This is a genomic window from Glycomyces sp. TRM65418 (assembly GCF_019710475.1).
Classification (GTDB): domain Bacteria; phylum Actinomycetota; class Actinomycetes; order Mycobacteriales; family Micromonosporaceae; genus Glycomyces.
The window spans coordinates 319716-335274 of sequence record NZ_JAJFAX010000006.1; the positions used below are offsets into that span (position 1 = coordinate 319716).

Here is a 15559-nt window from a genome sequence, read left to right on the forward strand (position 1 = left end):
GCGATGCGTCGGGCCGAATAGCGCCCTGCCGGTCCCGGCTCGTTCAAGATCATGCCATGGGTTGTTCACTCTTGTTGGCTAGCTTGGCTTTCGCACCATCAAGCTCAGTTTGCGAGCGCTACAGCGAAGGGCGACGATGCGCACTCCTGAAGAGATCATGCGGGACCTGGACGCCCGAGTGGCCCAGATCCAAGAGCAGGCCGGGCGCGCCGAGCAGCTTCTGGCCGACGCCGAAACCACCGTCGCCAGCGACGACGAGGCCGTCACCGTCACCGTGAACGCCGGCGGCGCCCTCACCGGCCTGCGCTTCTCCCCGCAGGCCCGCGGCATGTCCGCCAACGGCCTCGCCGACCTCGTCCTCGACACCTACCGCCGGGCCGTCGAGGAGTCGGGGCAGAAGACCTCCCAGATCATGGCGGGTCTCCTCGGCGCCGATTCCGAGGCCATGGGCGTCATCAACTCCTTCGCCCAGCCTCGCCGGGAGCCGTGAATGCCCCAAGTAGACCCCCAGGGACTGCGCGACCACGCCGATAGACTCGTCAACGGCCCCATGCCGATCGTCGTGCAGGCCGCCGACGCCGCCAAGCAGGTCCGCCTCGGTGACGTGGACGCCTACGGCATCATCTTCGCCCAGCTCATCCCGCCGGCCCTGGATCTGTTCCTCGACGACGGCTCCGAGACCCTCGACGCGATCGACGACCTCGGCAACGGCTTCGCGGAAGCGCTCCGCCAGACCGCGATCACATACCAGACCGATGACGAAGAGGTCGCCGCGATCTTCGACGCGCTGCTGAAGGAGCTGGACGCGTGAACGCGAACCCGCTGATCGCCGGAGAACCCGAGACCCCGCTCCCCCAGAGCGCCAAGATCGTCTACGGAGTCTACAAAGCCGGCGAGGCCTACGGTCAGGCCGTCACCCAGGGGAAGGTCGACCTCGGCGACATCGCCTCCTCCACCTTCTCGGTGGGCCTGGACGCGCTCTCGTTCATCGCCAACCCCTTCAAACACCTCATGCAGGCCGGCGTCTCATGGGCGTTCGAGCACATCGCGTTCCTGCGCGAACCCCTCGACTGGGTCGCCGGCAACCCCCAAGCCATCGAAGGACTGGCGCAGACCTGGAACAACATCGCCATGGCCCTCCATGACGCCTCCACCGAGTGGACGAACGAGCTCCAGTCGACCGTCGACTGGGACGGTGCCGACGCCGACGCCTACCGGCAGAGCGCCGGCGCCTTCGGCGAGGTCATCAACGTCGCCGCCGAGGGCGCGGCGTCAGCGGCCAACTTCATCACCGGCGCGGGGGTCCTCGTCTCCATCACGCGCACCATGCTCTTGGAGATCATCTCCAACTTCATCGCCGAAGCGGTTCTGTGGCTCTGCAGCGCCGTGGCCATCGCCCCTTTCACCTTCGGCGCCCCGGTCGCGGCCGCCGTCGCCCGGGTCGTCTCCAAGGCCGTCAGCGTCTTCGCCGACCTGGTCGCCAAGATCGGCGAGCTCACGACGAAGCTCGGTCGCTGGGTCGTCGCCCTGCGCAAGTTCGGCACCGGCTCGACCGGCCTCAAGAAGTCCCTCGACGACGCCACCGACCATCTGCTCAAGGGCTCCGGCAAGGTCCTGACGGCTTCCGGTCCGGCGTTCGGCAGGGGGGCGGACCGGTTGCGCAACCTCTCCGACGGCGCGCTCCTGAGATCGTGGGATCCGCTCAAGAACAGCTGGAAGAACCCCATCGACGGGCTGAAGACCGTCAAGTACACCGGGAACTCCCTCGCCCACGGGGAGAACCAGTACAGCCAAATGGAGGCGGAGCGTCAAGCGAACGGCGGCCCGTGACGTGGTGCGCCGTCGCGACGACCGCGGTCGTCGCGCTCCTGATCGTCGCGGTGGCGCCCGCCTGGCGCCGCCACCGCCGCCGTGAGGAGGCCGAGACGGCCGAGATCCTCGCCGGCCTCACCGAGGAGCAGCGCGCCGAATACGAGCGACTGACCGACGAACGCCGCCGGCGCCGGGCCGAGGAGGACGCCGAGCGCGCCCGCACCGCCGACCTCCTGCGCGAACAGGAGGAGCGCCGGCGCCGGGCCCGAGGCGATTGACCGTTCGAGCCTTCGGCCGGACGGTCTCCTGAAGCGTTCGACCACGCCGACGTCCACGGTGCCGCTCACCACGAGTGGGAAGCCCGTTTCGGTGCCTGTGAGGCCTCTGAGCCTTCGTATCGCGGCCGAACACCGGGCCGACATGGTCCGGTGTTCGGCCGCGTCGCGTCCGCGGTTCGCTCCAGTGCGTGAAGATGTCCGGGGCCCGAATGGTCGGTGAATCCTGCGGTAGGTTCTGACATCAGCGACATTCCTTGCGGCGCAATGTGTCAGGATCGATGAGTGAGGAAGAGCAGTGACCGTGAAACGTCCGCCTCCGGCATCGCCGAGGAGGCGCGCGCGTTCATCGAGCAGATGATCGAGTTCGGCGAGCGGTCCCGGCCGCTACGGCGCCTGCTGGAGCCCGCCGGCATCCGGGTCCAGTCCCCCGGTGGCGAGGCGGCGGTCGTCGTCACCGGCGGCGGCGTGCTGATCGGCGTGGATTTCGGTGCGGGGCACGAGGACATGGACCAGCGCGAGCTCGCCGAGATGCTTCTCGACGCCTACGACAGCGCTCTGGCCGAAGTCGAGCGGCGTCGGATCGAGAGCCCTGAGAAGGCCGCCTGACCGAGAGAACGGCTCGATGCGGCGGATGCCGCCGCTCATGCGCCGGCTCGCGACGCCGATTCGGACGGGTTCACGACACCCCGAGGGCCAGGCTCGCGAGCGCGACGGTCTCGGCGACGATCCCGCTCGCCCCGATCGTGTCCCCGCCCGTGCCGAGCCGGCGTCGCCACCGCTGGTATGCGAGGTGGGCCGCGGCGGTACCGGCGGTGAGCGCCAGCCCGGCGGGCCATCCGAAGCCCGATAGGGCCCCCGCGGCCGCGACGACGGCGACCGTGACGAGCGCAGCGGCGACCGTGACCGGCAGCGTCGCCGCAGCGGCCGGTCCCTTCGCCACCGATCGCTCACGGGGTGCGCTCCGGTGCAGCTGCCACACCAGCGCGAACCGTCCGATGACCGGCGCCAGAGCGATCATCCACCATCCCTGGCCGACCGCTGCGACGGCGCCGACCAAGGCGAAGCGAAGCAGCAGCACGGTCCCCAGGGCGGCGGCCCCGACCGCGCCGACGCGCGGGTCTTTCATGACTTCGCGGGCCTCTTCGGGCGGCCGGTGGCTGGCGAGGCCGTCGGCGGTGTCGGCGAGGCCGTCCAGGTGCAGTGCTCCGGTGAGGGCGAAGTCGATCAGCAGCACCAGGCCGGCCGCGACCAGCGGCCCTCCGATGTGGAGTCCGAGCCAGGCGGCGCCCGTCCAGGCGAGGCCGATCACCAGTCCGGCCGCCGGGAAGAGGACGACCGCGCCCCGGGTCGGCGGACCGGCCTTGAGCGGCAGGACCGTCAGGAAGCCGAGGGCGTCGCGCAGCGGCGGCATCAGGCGCCGAGCTCGTCGAGCCCGGCGACGTCGCGCAGCACGGCGGCCGCGCTGCGGATCACGGGTATCGCGAGCAGGGCGCCGGTGCCTTCCCCCAGGCGCAGCTCCAGGTCGAGCAGCGGTTCGAGCCCGAGGTGGGCGAGGCCGATCGAGGCGCCGGGCTCGACCGACCGGTGCCCGGCGATGAGATAGCCGGTCACGGTCGGGCACAGGGCCGCGGCCGCGAGCGCGGCGGCGACGGTGTTGACGCCGTCGAGCACGACCGGAAGACGCCGTGCCGCCGCGGCGAGGGCCGCCCCGGCGAGGGCGGCGTGTTCCAGGCCGCCCAGGGAGGCGAGGACGCCCAGCGGGTCGCGGTCCGGTCCGTGCCGGTCGAGGGCGTCGGCGACGACGTCGACCTTGCGTGCGAGGGTCGCATCGTCGATGCCGGTGCCCCGTCCGGTCACGCGCTCCGGGCGCTCCCCGGTGTACGCGGCGATGAGGGCGGCCGACGGGGTGGTGTTGGCGATGCCCATGTCGCCCAGGGCGAGGAGACCGACGCCCGCGTCGACCATCCGGTCGGCGAGCGCGGCCCCGGCCAGGATCGCGCCGGTGCACTCGGTTTCGGTCATGGCCGGTTCGGTGCGCAGGTCGGCGGTGCCGTTCCTGACGTCCGCGGCGGAGAGCATCCGGTGCGGGGCGGGCGGGCGCACGGCTCCGGCGTCGAGGACGGCGACGTCGACGCCGCAGGCCGAGGCGATGGCGTTCGCGCTGGCGCGGCCGGAGCAGAAGTTCTCGATCATGAGGGTGGTGATCTCCTGCGGCCACGGGCTGACGCCGTGGACGTGGACGCCGTGGTCTCCGGCGGCGATCAGCAGGCCCGGTCGCTCGACGGCGGGCGGCGGGCAGGACCGGTCGATCGCGGAAAGCCGCGCGCCGAGCCGTTCGAGCCGGCCGAGGCTTCCCGGTGGTTTCGCGAGTCCGTTGTGGCGCTCCTCGGCCATGGTCGCGAAGCGCTCGTCGGTCGGTTCGATCGACGCGAGGAGGGCGGGGAGTCGGTTCATCGATGCTGCTCCAGGGTGCGGATGATCGCGGATCGGAGTTCCTCCGCGGTGGCGCCGTCGCGCACGGCGATGCGGAGGTAATGGGCGTCGAGCCCGGGGAAGGTCTCGCCGCGCCGCAGGGCGAAACCCTCCTGGAGGAGGCGCTCGCGCAGGTCGGTCCGCTCAGTCCGGATGAGGACGAAATTGGCCGCCGCAGGCCAGACGCGGAGCCCGGCGATGCCGCTGAGCGCCTCGATGAGGAAGGCGCGCCGTTCGGCGACGAGGCCGGCGCGTTCGGCGCGTTCGGCCTCGGCCGCGACGCAGGCTTCGATGGCCTCCAAGGCGAGCGAGCCGACCGGCCATGGCTGGCGGGCGGCGTCGAGCCGGGCGACCGTGTCGGGGTCGGCGAGCAGGTATCCGACCCGCAGGCCGGCCAGGCCCCACAGTTTCGTGAGGCTGCGGATGACCACGAGGCCGGGCAGGTCGCCGCGCCCCGCCAGGTCGTCGGCCACCGCAGGCGCCGCGTCGGGAGCGTCGCCGAACGGGGGCAGGAAGTCGGCGAAGGCCTCGTCGACGACGACGGTCCGGCCGGGGCGGCACAGCCGTTCGACCGCGGCGACCGGATCGAGGGCGCCGGTCGGGTTGTCCGGTCGGGTCAGGAGGACGAAGTCGGCCTCGTCGGGCACGTCGGCGGGATCGAACGTCCAGTGCTCGCTTTCGCGGAAGACCCGCCTGACCGGCACCCCGGCGGAGCGGAGCGCCGCCTCCCCTTCGGTGAACGTGGGGTGGACGCACACGGCGAGCCTCGGCCGGAGTACCTGGGCGAGCATCCAGAATCCCTCGGCGGCGCCGTCGAGGACCATGCACTCCGAGGCGGCCCGGCCGTGCCGGGACGCGGCGGCGGCCCTGGCGGCGCGCTGGTCGGGGTAGGCGGCCAGGTCGCGGACGGCCGCCGCGAGTCGATCGGCCAGCCACTGCGGCGGTCCTTCGAGGACGTTCACGGCGAGATCGACGGCGCCCTCGGGCACCTGGGTGTCGCCGTGGTCGCGGAGGCGGTCCCCGGCCTCCGCCTGCGGCGGGGCTTCGGGCGCGGGCAGGGGCACGGCGCGCCCGGCGACCACCAGCTCGCACGTGTCGGCGGCCTCGCTGATCGACTGCACGACTGCGCCGTGGAGGTCGAGCCAGCGGCGCGAGGAGGCCGAGACGGGTACGAGCCCGCCGCCGGGCTGCCCGGCGGCGACGACGACCCGGGCGGCCCTGGAGCGGGCGAGGTCGCGCCAGTCGGCGGCCTCGGCGAGGATCCGCTTCCAGGCCGCGCGCTGTGCCTCGTCGAGGCGGGCCACCGGGTCCTCGGTCCACAATCGGCCCTCGAACATCCGGTCGGTGACCCAGCCGTCGAGGTCGTCGATGAGGACGCAGGCGTCGGGCGGCGCTGCACGCAGCGCGGCGGCGATGTCGGTCGTCTCCACCGTCCGCCATGAGCCGGGGCGCCGTTCGCGGTGAGCCGCGATCCGCTCCCGCATCTCCTCGTCCGCCGCCGAGCCGGTGGCGATGTAGACGACGGGTCCGCCGCTTCCGGCGGCCAGGTGCTCGGCGCGGGCGCTCTTGCCCGAGCGGATGCCGCCGAGGACCAGGTGGAGGGTCACTTCGGGGTCTCCGCGTGGTGGTGGCCGTGGTGGTGGCCGTGCGTGCCGGGATCGTCGGGGTGGAAGTGGAGGGTCTGCGGCGCGCCCACCCGGTGCTCGAAGCCGGGCATGGCGACCCGGTACAGGCAGGTGTCGCAGTTGACGGCGGTCAGCCCGGCCTCGGCCTCGTCGGCGCGGGCGAGGAGCGCCTCGGCGACGGCCCGGTCGGGTCCGAGGTACGGGGCGTCGATCACGTCGCATTCGGGGTACTGCGCGGCCCACTCGCGGGTCTGGGCGCGGATGCGCCGCTCCAGCACCCCGGTGAACAGGAAGTACGGCAGGAGCGCGATCTTCTTGGCGCCCAGAGCCCGGCAACGGTCCAGCGCTTCGGGCACCGAGGGCTCGGCGAGGCTGACGAAGCCGGTCTCCACCAGCGGCCAGGGCCGGCCCTCCCAGAGCATGCGCGCGATCTTGAACAGGTCGGCGTTCGCGTCGGGATCCGAGGTGCCGCGTCCGATGAGGACCACGGCCGTCTCCTCCCGGTCCTCGGCGGGCACCGCTTCGCACAGCCGCCGGTCGACCAGGTCGAGCAGCTCCGGCCGGACCCCCAGGGGCGCGCCGTACGTGAACCGGACGCCCGGGTGGCGCTCCCGTTCGGCGGCGATCGAGGCGGGCACGTCGCCCTTGGCGTGCCCGGCCCCCAGCAGGACCAGGGGGACCACCGTCATGTGGTCGACGCCGTCGGCCACGGAGGCGGCCACGCTCTCGCTGATGGGCGGCGGGCACAGCTCCAGGAAGGAGAGGTCGGCGCGCAGTCCGGGCCGCAGGGCCCGCACTCGGTCGAGCAGCCGGCGCGACTCGGCCTGCCCGGCCGGGTCGACCGTCCCGTGGGCGACGATCATCAGTTGGTGGCTCATCTGGGCTTCTCCTCGAAAACGGTAGGTGCGGAGTACAAGAGGGCGTTGACGGCGGCGGCGGCGACGGCCGAGCCGCCGAGCTCGGAGCGGTTCGAGACGGACGGCAGCCCCGAGGCGCGGAGCGCGGCCTTGGACTCGACCGCGCCGACGAAGCCGACGGGGAGGCCGACCACCAGCGCCGGTGCGGGCGCGTGGGCGAGGATCGCCTCGAGCGCCGTGGGGGCGTTGCCGACCGCCCACACCGCTCCGGGTCCGAACCGCTCGCAGGCCAGCTCGACCGCGGCGGCGCTCCGGGTGGTGCCGCGCTCAAGGGCGCGTTCGGCCACGCCCGGCCAGGCCAGCGGGACCTCGACGTCGGCGCTGGTGATGCCTGCGGCCACCATGCGGCTGTCGGCGATGATCGGTGCGCCGTCGCTGAGCGCCCGCCAGCCGTGTCGCAGGGCCGCTTCCTCCACCGCCAGGTCCTCGGCGTAGCGGAGGTCGGCGGAGGCGTGCACGACCCGTTCGGTCACCGCCCGGCTGAGCGGCCCGAGCCGCGAGAGGTCCACGCGGGACGCGAGGATGCGCATGCTCTCGACTTCGATGGGGTGCACCCGGTCCCGGCCCATGCGTCTCATCGGGACACCTCCGCCGGCGGGCGGATCGCCTCGGCGGGGCAGACTTCGGCGCATTCACCGCAGCCGGTGCACCGGTCGGCCAGGACGACCAGGGGCGTCGCGCCGCCGGGGGTCGGCCGCAGGCACCGCTCCGGACAGGTCCGCAGGCACGCCCCGCACGCGGTGCAGTCCGCGGTGACGGCGAACGGCCCGCCGGTCATGCGCCCGCCGCCCGGTAACCGCGGGGGGTGACCATGCGGCCCGCGACCATGCGGGTCCGGCTGGTCCCCACCAGGACCAGTGTCGTCATCTGGACCGAGGCGACGTCGAGTTCACCGAGGGCGGTCACGGTGACCTGCTGATCCGGGCGTTCGGCGTCGCGGACGACCCCCACCGGTGTGTCGGGATCGCGGTGCCGCAGCAGGATCTCCTTCGCGCGGGCGAGCTGCCAGTCGCGCCCGGCGCTGCGGGGGTTGTAGAAGGCGACGGCCAGGTCGCCTCGGGCGGCCGCTTCGATGCGCGCTTCGATGAGCTCCCAGGGCGTCATCAGGTCCGACAGGGAGATCGAGCAGTGGTCGTGTCCGAACGGCGCGCCGAGCAGGGCGCTCGCGGCCAGCGCGGCGGTCACGCCCGGCACGACGACGACGTCGATGTCGTCCCCGGCCAGCTCCAGCGTCGGGGAGGCCATCGCGTACACGCCGACGTCGCCGGAGCCGACCAGGGCCACGGCCCGGCCCGTGCGCGCCAGTTCGATCGCCCGCTCGGCCCGTTCCACCTCCTGGCCGAGCCCGAACCGCTCGAAGTCGGCGCCGCGCGAGGTCCAGCGGGCGGCCTGGTCCACATAGGGCCCGTAGCCGACGACCGTGGCGGCGGCGGCGAGTTCGGCGGCGGCGCGCGGCGCGGTCAGGTCGGGGGCGCCGGGTCCGAGCGAGACGAGCGCGAGGCGGCCTCGGACGGGCCTGCGGGCGACGGCGACGGTGGCCATGGCGCTGCGCCGTTTGGGGACGAGGAGTTCGCCGCCCAGGTGGAGGGCGGCCGCTTCGGCGACCGAAGCGGTGCCGACCGCGGCGCGCACCACCGCCGACGGATTGGGCACGTCGATGGCGGCGAGCCGGTCGGCGGAGAGGTGGACGATCGGCCAGCCGCGGGCGGCGCAGGCGTCGTTGATGCCGGCCTCGTCGGCCTTGAGGTCCACGGTGGCGGCGGTGTGCACGGACGAGGGGGACAGGCCGGCTTCGGCGAGCGCGGTGTCGATCAGCCGGCCGACTTCGGCGGCGGTGACGCCGCGGGAGGCGCCGATGCCGACGATCAGGGAAGGGGGCCGGTAGAGCACGGTCCGCTCCGCGGGCGGGACGGCGCGGTCGGTGACGCGCAGCAGCGGCGCGGCCGGATCGGCGGTGACGGCGGCCGGGATGGGGCCGAGCGGCCAGGGGCGGTCGCGTTCGACGCGGACCGGACCGCCGGCGAGGACGTGGCCGCCGACGGCGGCGAGCTCGCCTTCGGCGCGGAGGCCGAACCGGGCGCCGAGCGAGCCGAGGCCGGGCGTTCCGGCCGACTCGGAGGCGGTGGTGACCACGGGAGTCGCGTTGAGATGGGCGGCGAGGCGTTCGGCCAGGGCGTTCGCGCCGCCTTCGTGGCCGGAGCTGAGGCTGACGGCGAAGCGGCCGGCGTCGTCGACGCAGACGACCGCGGGATCGGTCCGCTTGTCGCGCAGGTGGGGGGCGATGAGGCGGACGGCGGCTCCGGCGGCCATGACCATGACGACGGCGTCCGCCGCGGGCCACGCGGCGGCGACGGCGTCGCGGGGCCGGGCGTCGGCCGTCTCGCCGCCGAGGTGGGCGGCGATGTCGGCGGCGAGGCGCCTGCCGGTCGCGGTGGCGGCCACCACGACGATCCGTGACGCCGCGGTGGGCTTCGACGCAGGCGCGACCGCGGACTCGGTCGCAGGGCGCGGTGCGCGCTCGCGCGCTGCTCGTGGTGCGGTCACGGGCGTTCTCCTTGGACGAGCAGGACGGGGTTGCGCGGGGCGAGGCGGTGGCCGTCGCCGAGCGGGACCAGGTCGGCGACCTCGAGCAGCTGCGCGGCGGCCTTCCATCCGTGCGTTTCGAGCCGACGCACGGCTTCAGGGCAGCGTTCGAGGGTGGCGAGTGCGATCACGATGCGGTCGCCGCAGCGGGCCGCGGCGGCGTCGATGACGGACTCCAGTCCGGCTCCGCCGCCGCCGATGAACACCGCGTCCGGATCGGGCAGGGCGGCGAGGGCGTCCGGGGCGCGGCCGTGGACGAGTCCGATGCGGACACCGTGCGCGACGGCATTGGCTCGGGCCCGGTCGAGCTGGTCGCCGTCGGCGTCGACGGCGACGACGCCCGCGCCGAGCCGGGCGGCTTCGACGGCGACGCTGCCGGAGCCGCAGCCGACGTCCCACAGCAGCCGCCCGGGGCCGGGCCCGAGCGCGGCGAGGGCGGCGGCGCGGACGGCGGGCTTGGTGATCTGCCCGTCGCGGTGGGCGAACTCGTCGACCGGGCGGCCCCAGCCGGCGGCGGCGCCGCGGCTGTGGGCGAGCAGGGTCGGGCCCTGTCGGGCGTCCGCGGCGGGGTCGAGGACGAGCATCACGTTGGGTTCGGGGAAGTCGCGCCCGGCGGCTTCGGCGAGGCCGCACCGGTCGAGCGTCTCGTCGGGATGTCCGAGGCGGCCGGCCACGACGACGTCGCGCGGGCCGCTCCCGGCGGCGACGAGCGCCCGCGCGATCACCGCGGGAGTGGTGCGGGCGTCGGTGAGGACGGCGACCTTGGGGCCGCACAGGGCCGTGGCGATGGCCGGGCGCGGATCGCGCCCGTGGGCGGACACGACCTGTGCGTCCTCCCAGGACAGTCCGATGCGGGCGAAGGCGCCCGAGACCGAGGAGGCCGCGGGGTGGATCGTCAGGGGCCGGCCGACGGCGGCGAGACGGCGGAGGATGCCGAACCAGCCGGGGTCGCCCGAGGCGAGGACGGCGACGGGGCCGGGAGCGGCCTCGATCGCGGCCACGGCCGCGTCGAGGTCGCCGCCGATGGCGATGGTCGCCGCGTGCCGGGGGGCGTGCGCCTCGAGGTGGCGGCGGCCTCCGGCGATCACGGTCGCCTCGGCCGGGATCGGGCGGGCGAGGCGGCCGTCCGGACCGACGCCGATCACGATCAGCGGGTGGTTCACGGCCGCCGCCACCGTTCCGGGTCGGCTCCGGCGCGGGCGAGGCGGTCGGGGGCGCGGGAGTTCCAGGCGACGGGTTCGAGGTCGCCGAAGTCGACCAGGACGGCGTCGACGTCGAGTTCGCCGCCGCAGTGGCGCGCCCAGGCGGCCAGGTTGGCGGCGACGTCGTCGCAGAGGGTGTCCCCGGCGGCGGCCAGCAGGCCCTCGCGGGACCACAGCTCGTAGGCGTGGCGGCCGGTGTTGGCCGCGTCCACCTCGGCGACGAGCGCCGCCGTGCCGCCCGCGCGCGCGGTCACCTCCGCCAAATACCCGGTGTCTACTTTGGATTTGGTGTAGTGGGTCATCATGACCCCCGCGCCGAGCTTGGCGAGCTTCCCGGCCATGCCGACGAACACCAGCCGCGTCAGGCCGGCCTGGACGCAGCGCTCCACGGCCGCGCCGGTGAAGTCGCCGACCTCGGTGAAGCACACCTCGTCGAGACCGGGCAGGAGCCTGATCGCGGCCCGCTCGGTGCGCCCGCCGGTGGTGAGCACGCACGTGTCGCGTCCGGCGGCGGCCATGACGTCGACCGCCTGCAGGACCGAGGCCCGCCAGGCCGCGGTCGAGAAGGGCCGGACGATCCCGGTGGTGCCGAGGATCGAGATGCCGCCGAGGATCCCCAGGCGGGCGTTGGTGGTCCGCTTGGCCATCCGCTCCCCTTCGGGGACCGACACGACGACGTCGACACCGCGCCCGGCATAGGGATCGCAGACCTCCTCCACGGTGATGCGGATCATCTGGCGCGGCGTGCCGTTGATGGCGGGCCCGCCGACCTCCAGGCCGAGCCCGGGCCGGGTCACCACGCCGACCCCGTCGCCGCCGTACAGGTGCACGCCGGGCTCGTCGCTCCAGGCGACCGTGGCGGTCAGGTGCGCGCCGTTCGTGACGTCCGGGTCGTCTCCGGCGTCCTTGACGACCACCGCCTCGGCGGCCTCGCCGACGTGCTCGCAGCGGTCGACGGTGAACTCGACGCGGCGGCCGACCGGCAGCCACACGTCCACGGTGCGGCTGCGTTTCCCGGTGGCCAGCAGCAGGATCGCGGCCTTGGCGGCGGCGGTGGCGCAGGCGCCGGTGGTGAAGCCGGTGCGCAGGGCCTTGCCGGCGCGGGCCTTCGCGGTGCGCGGCAGGTCCGGTTCGATCAGCTCGCGCGCCGCGGTCGGCGGCGGCGAGGCCCGCTCGACGTGCACCGGCCCGGCCTTGGCCCGCCGGGGCGGACGGGTCGGGAAGGAGCGCTCGGGTCCGGCGTTCACGTCGCCCTCGCCGGTCGGTGGGTGTGGGCGAACGACGGCGAGTACAGGTGGCTGCGCGTGCCGCTGGCGCCCAGCGCGGGACCGACGAGCACGAGGGTGTGCATGGTGACCTTCATGGCCCGGACCGTGGCGGCCAGTTCGTCGAGTCGGCACGTCTCGACGCGCTCCTCGGGCCAGGAGACGCGGTAGCCGACCACGCAGGGCGTTCCGGGCGGGTAGCCGCCGGCGAGGAGTTCGGCCTGGAGCCGCTTGGGCCGGGAGGCGGAGAGGAACAGGGCCAGGGTGGTGCCGTGCCGGGCGAAGGAGGCCAGATCCTCCCCTTCGGGCATGGGGGTGCGGGTCGCCATCCGGGTCATGACGACCGATTGGGCGACCTCGGGGACGGTCAGTTCGCGGGCGACCGCCGCGGCGGTGGCGGCCACCGAGGTCACGCCGGGGACGACTTCGACGTCGACGTCGAACTGGGCGACGGCCTCCAACTGCTCCTGCATCGCGCCGTAGATCGAGGGGTCGCCCGAATGCAGGCGGACCACGGTCAGTCCTTCGGCGGCGGCCCTGCGGTAGACGTCGAGCACGTCTTCGAGCGTCATCGTCTTCGAGTCCAGGACCGCCGCGCCGGGGCGGGCGTGCTCGAGGACGTCCTCGTGGACGAGGCTCGAAGCCCACACCACGATGTCGGCCGTCCCGATCACCTCGGCGGCCCTGAGGGTCAGCAGGTCGGCCGCGCCGGGCCCGGCTCCCACGAACCAGATCTTCGCCCTGCTCACACTCGGTCCTCTCGTTCGGGGGCGACGATGACCGTGGAGAGGTACGGCGCGGGCGTGTCGGGAAGGTCGGCCCGGACCTGCTCGCCGGCGTGGCCCAGGTGGGCGCCGAACACGGCGCGGTCCAGCGCCCCGGCCTCCTCCAGCACGGCCCGGATCTCCGGGAGCTTCCTGCCGCCCTTGTAGAGGACGACGGTCCCGCCGCCCGCGAGGGCGGCGCGGATGCGGTCGGTCCCGGCGGTGATCGGCATGAGATGGAGCGGTTCGTCGTGCTCGACCAGCACCGTGCCGGTGCGGGAGGCCAAGTCCTGCATGGCCGTGATGCCCGGGACCGTCCGCACGGCGGCGTCCGGGACGAGGCGGCGGACCTCGCGGGCCAGATAGGTGAAGGTGGAGTAGACGTTCGGGTCGCCGATGGTCGCGAACGCGGCGGTGCCGCCGGCGGCGACGACGTCGGCGACCTTGTCGGCCGCTCTGGCCCAGGCGATCTCCCGACGGTCCTTGCCGAGCTCGAACACCAGCCGGTGGATCGGCTTGTCATGCGGCACATGGTGGGCCACCACGCGCTCGGCGTAGCCGGGCTCGTCCGCGGACGAGGAGGCCGCGACCGGCACGAAGACGCGGTCCGCCCGCAGCAGGCTGTCGCGGCCCTTGACGGTGATGAGGTCGGGGTCGCCCGGTCCGGTGCCGATCCCGATGAGAGTGCCGCTCATGCTGTTGCCTCCTGTGCGAGCGCGTATGCCACTAGACACCGTGCCATTTCGGGGCGCGCGGCCCAGGCGGTATGGACATAACTGGCGTGGACATTCCGCACGACGAAGCCCTCGGGCGCGCGGTCCTCGAACTCCCAGGCCGGAGCGGCCCCGGCCCTCGGGCGGACGGTGGTGCGGTGGAACTCGTGTCCACGCGCCGGGGTCCCCTCAGGGCCGAGCGGCCCGGGGCTCGCGGCGCGGAGAGCGCGGTATCCGAGCGCGAGCTTGTCGGTGAACTCGGCCTCGGCGTCGACCAGGCCCACCATGGGCCGCCCGTCCAGGCTGCGGCACAGGTACAGCAGGCCGCCGCACTCTGCCACGATCGGACCGCCTGATGCCGACAGCGCGCGCAGATCGTCGGCGAGACCGGTGTTGGCGGCGAGTTCCCGTGCGTAGACCTCGGGGAAGCCGCCGCCGAGATAGGCGGCGCCGGTCCCTTCGGGGAGGGCCTCGTCGCGCAGCGGGTCGAAGTCGGCGACCTCCGCTCCGGCCGCTTCCAGCAGCTCCCGGTGTTCGGTGTAGACGAAGGTGAAGGCCGGGCCTCCCGCGACGGCGACGACGGGTCGAGTCACGTCGCCAAGGTGGACAGGAGGCCGCCAGCGTTCGGCGTCGAGCGCGGGCGCACTGCGCGCCATGCGCACCACCGCCTCCATGTCGACCCCTTCGTCCACTCTGCGCCGCAGAGCGTCCACGAGGTCGAGGGCCTCCGTTCGTCGTTCTGCCACCGGAACGAGACCCAGATGCCGCGAGGGCGCTGCAACGCGTTCGCCGCGCCGCAGCACGCCGACCACCGGTATTCCCAACGGTGCCAGCGCCTCTCGCAGCATCTGCTCGTGCCGGTCCGAGGCGACCCGGTTGAGCACGACGCCGGCGACGCGGATCGACGGGTCGAAGCTCGCGAAGCCGTGGACCTCGGCGGCGACCGAGCGTGACTGCGAGGAGGCGTCGACCACCAGCAGCACGGGCGCGTCGAGGAGCCTGGCGATGTGCGCGGTGGAGGCCTCGTCGGTGCCCGCCCTGCCGTCGAACAGGCCCATGGCGCCCTCGATCACGGCCACGTCGGCCCCGGCGGTCCCGTGCAGGAACAGCGGGGCGATCAGGTCGGGGCCGTGCATGAAGGCGTCGAGGTTGCGCGGCGCGCGTCCGCAGGCCAGCGCGTGGTAGCCGGGGTCGATGAAGTCCGGCCCGACCTTGTGCCCGGAGACGCGCAGGCCGCGGGCGCGCAGCGCGGCCATCAGGCCGGTGGCCACGGTGGTCTTGCCGACGCCCGAACGGGTCCCGGCGACCACGACGCGCGGCGCGAGGGTCACCATTCGATGCCCTTCTGGCCGCGCCACCCCTGGTCGAGCGGGTGCTTGACCTTGGTCATCTCGGTGACGAGATCGGCCGCCTCGACGAGCTCGGCGGGGGCGTCGCGGCCGGTGATCATGACGTACTGCAGGCCGGTGCGGCGCTCGAGGGTCTCGACGACTTCGGCGGTGTCGACCCAGCCCCATTTCATCGGGTAGGTGAACTCGTCGAGCAGGTAGAAGCGGTAGCGCTCCTCGGCCAGGCAGCGCTTGACCTCCTCCCAGCCCTCGCGTGCCAGATCGGCCGATTCGGCGAGGTCGCGGGAGGTCCAGCTCCAGCCGTCGCCCATCTTGAACCAGTCGATGCCGCCGAGTTTGGCGGCGGCGGCCTGCTCGCCGACCCGCCACTTGCCGGACTTGACGAACTGGAACACCGCGATCGGCCAGTCCTGGTTCCAGGCGCGCATCATCATGCCGAACGCGGCGGTGGACTTGCCCTTCCCGGTTCCGGTGTGGACCATGAGCAGCGGCGTCTCGCGCTTGCGGCGTTTCGGCTGGGCGTCGGCGGTGTCCTTGTCGGTGGCGCCGTCGTATCGGCTGCGTTCGTCGGTCATGGGT

Annotated in this window: 18 protein-coding genes; 5 read left to right on the forward strand and 13 right to left on the reverse strand. The window is 73.9% G+C overall.

What is annotated here, in order from left to right:
• Positions 1–136 precede the first annotated feature (136 nt).
• The 5 genes from K3N28_RS15770 (at position 137) to K3N28_RS15790 (ending at position 2696) form a co-directional block, all read left to right on the forward strand.
• The gene (locus K3N28_RS15770) at positions 137–490 is read left to right on the forward strand and encodes a YbaB/EbfC family nucleoid-associated protein (RefSeq protein WP_228093505.1); all 354 of its coding nucleotides are present in this window, start codon (positions 137–139) and stop codon (positions 488–490) included.
• A complete protein-coding gene (locus K3N28_RS15775) occupies positions 491–811 on the forward strand; it encodes a type VII secretion target (protein WP_228093506.1) in 321 nt (106 codons plus the stop codon).
• Positions 808–1830 carry a hypothetical protein gene (locus K3N28_RS15780; RefSeq protein ID WP_228093507.1) on the forward strand — a complete coding sequence of 341 codons (1023 nt, stop codon included), beginning with the start codon at positions 808–810 and terminating at the stop codon, positions 1828–1830. Before K3N28_RS15775 ends, K3N28_RS15780 begins: the two co-directional genes overlap by 4 nt.
• Positions 1827–2090 (forward strand): hypothetical protein, encoded by a 264-nt coding sequence (locus tag K3N28_RS15785; protein ID WP_228093508.1) that lies wholly within the window; start codon positions 1827–1829, stop codon positions 2088–2090. Before K3N28_RS15780 ends, K3N28_RS15785 begins: the two co-directional genes overlap by 4 nt.
• A 282-nt stretch (positions 2091–2372) precedes the next feature.
• Positions 2373–2696, forward strand: a complete 324-nt coding sequence (locus K3N28_RS15790; protein WP_228093509.1) for a hypothetical protein — start codon at positions 2373–2375, stop codon at positions 2694–2696.
• Between the two features lie 70 nt (positions 2697–2766).
• Here the strand turns inward: K3N28_RS15790 and K3N28_RS15795 are convergent, their stop codons facing one another.
• From K3N28_RS15795 to cobO, 13 genes are all read right to left on the reverse strand, one after another.
• Positions 2767–3501 carry an adenosylcobinamide-GDP ribazoletransferase gene (locus K3N28_RS15795; RefSeq protein ID WP_228093510.1) on the reverse strand — a complete coding sequence of 245 codons (735 nt, stop codon included), beginning with the start codon at positions 3499–3501 and terminating at the stop codon, positions 2767–2769.
• A complete protein-coding gene (cobT, locus tag K3N28_RS15800) occupies positions 3501–4544 on the reverse strand; it encodes a nicotinate-nucleotide--dimethylbenzimidazole phosphoribosyltransferase (protein ID WP_228093511.1) in 1044 nt (347 codons plus the stop codon). The genes K3N28_RS15795 and cobT overlap by 1 nt, the downstream gene beginning before the upstream one ends.
• A complete protein-coding gene (gene cobC, locus K3N28_RS15805) occupies positions 4541–6169 on the reverse strand; it encodes an Rv2231c family pyridoxal phosphate-dependent protein CobC (RefSeq protein WP_228093512.1) in 1629 nt (542 codons plus the stop codon). Before cobC ends, cobT begins: the two co-directional genes overlap by 4 nt.
• The gene (locus tag K3N28_RS15810) at positions 6166–7065 is read right to left on the reverse strand and encodes a sirohydrochlorin chelatase (protein WP_228093513.1); all 900 of its coding nucleotides are present in this window, start codon (positions 7063–7065) and stop codon (positions 6166–6168) included. Before K3N28_RS15810 ends, cobC begins: the two co-directional genes overlap by 4 nt.
• Positions 7062–7673, reverse strand: a complete 612-nt coding sequence (locus K3N28_RS15815; RefSeq protein WP_374209800.1) for a precorrin-8X methylmutase — start codon at positions 7671–7673, stop codon at positions 7062–7064. Before K3N28_RS15815 ends, K3N28_RS15810 begins: the two co-directional genes overlap by 4 nt.
• A 5-nt stretch (positions 7674–7678) precedes the next feature.
• Positions 7679–7882, reverse strand: coding sequence for a 4Fe-4S binding protein (locus tag K3N28_RS23580; protein ID WP_374209792.1), 204 nt, complete (start codon positions 7880–7882; stop codon positions 7679–7681).
• The gene (gene cobJ, locus K3N28_RS23365) at positions 7879–9648 is read right to left on the reverse strand and encodes a precorrin-3B C(17)-methyltransferase (protein WP_304608728.1); all 1770 of its coding nucleotides are present in this window, start codon (positions 9646–9648) and stop codon (positions 7879–7881) included. Before cobJ ends, K3N28_RS23580 begins: the two co-directional genes overlap by 4 nt.
• The gene (gene cbiE / locus K3N28_RS15830) at positions 9645–10850 is read right to left on the reverse strand and encodes a precorrin-6y C5,15-methyltransferase (decarboxylating) subunit CbiE (protein ID WP_228093515.1); all 1206 of its coding nucleotides are present in this window, start codon (positions 10848–10850) and stop codon (positions 9645–9647) included. Before cbiE ends, cobJ begins: the two co-directional genes overlap by 4 nt.
• A complete protein-coding gene (locus tag K3N28_RS15835) occupies positions 10847–12028 on the reverse strand; it encodes a cobalt-precorrin-5B (C(1))-methyltransferase (RefSeq protein WP_374209801.1) in 1182 nt (393 codons plus the stop codon). Before K3N28_RS15835 ends, cbiE begins: the two co-directional genes overlap by 4 nt.
• A gap of 104 nt (positions 12029–12132) precedes the next feature.
• Positions 12133–12903 (reverse strand): precorrin-4 C(11)-methyltransferase, encoded by a 771-nt coding sequence (gene cobM / locus K3N28_RS15840; RefSeq protein ID WP_228093517.1) that lies wholly within the window; start codon positions 12901–12903, stop codon positions 12133–12135.
• A complete protein-coding gene (gene cobI / locus K3N28_RS15845) occupies positions 12900–13613 on the reverse strand; it encodes a precorrin-2 C(20)-methyltransferase (RefSeq protein WP_228093518.1) in 714 nt (237 codons plus the stop codon). The genes cobM and cobI overlap by 4 nt, the downstream gene beginning before the upstream one ends.
• On the reverse strand, positions 13610–14965 hold the full coding sequence (locus tag K3N28_RS15850) for a cobyrinate a,c-diamide synthase (protein ID WP_228093519.1): 1356 nt from the start codon (positions 14963–14965) through the stop codon (positions 13610–13612). The genes cobI and K3N28_RS15850 overlap by 4 nt, the downstream gene beginning before the upstream one ends.
• Positions 14959–15555, reverse strand: a complete 597-nt coding sequence (gene cobO, locus K3N28_RS15855) for a cob(I)yrinic acid a,c-diamide adenosyltransferase (RefSeq protein WP_228093520.1) — start codon at positions 15553–15555, stop codon at positions 14959–14961. The genes K3N28_RS15850 and cobO overlap by 7 nt, the downstream gene beginning before the upstream one ends.
• Between the last annotated feature and the right edge of the window lie 4 nt (positions 15556–15559).

Bases quoted from the DNA above. Each gene is read 5' to 3' on its own strand.
- K3N28_RS15815 (WP_374209800.1), bottom strand. From the start codon at position 7,673: ATGGGCCGGGACCGGGTGCACCCCATCGAAGTCGAGAGCATGCGCATC.
- K3N28_RS15810 (WP_228093513.1), bottom strand. From the start codon at position 7,065: ATGAGCCACCAACTGATGATCGTCGCCCACGGGACGGTCGACCCGGCC.
- cobI (WP_228093518.1), bottom strand. From the start codon at position 13,613: ATGAGCGGCACTCTCATCGGGATCGGCACCGGACCGGGCGACCCCGAC.
- K3N28_RS15775 (WP_228093506.1), top strand. From the start codon at position 491: ATGCCCCAAGTAGACCCCCAGGGACTGCGCGACCACGCCGATAGACTC.
- K3N28_RS15850 (WP_228093519.1), bottom strand. From the start codon at position 14,965: ATGGTGACCCTCGCGCCGCGCGTCGTGGTCGCCGGGACCCGTTCGGGC.
- cobT (WP_228093511.1), bottom strand. From the start codon at position 4,544: ATGAACCGACTCCCCGCCCTCCTCGCGTCGATCGAACCGACCGACGAG.
- cobO (WP_228093520.1), bottom strand. From the start codon at position 15,555: ATGACCGACGAACGCAGCCGATACGACGGCGCCACCGACAAGGACACC.
- K3N28_RS15770 (WP_228093505.1), top strand. From the start codon at position 137: ATGCGCACTCCTGAAGAGATCATGCGGGACCTGGACGCCCGAGTGGCC.
- K3N28_RS15795 (WP_228093510.1), bottom strand. From the start codon at position 3,501: ATGCCGCCGCTGCGCGACGCCCTCGGCTTCCTGACGGTCCTGCCGCTC.
- K3N28_RS23580 (WP_374209792.1), bottom strand. From the start codon at position 7,882: ATGACCGGCGGGCCGTTCGCCGTCACCGCGGACTGCACCGCGTGCGGG.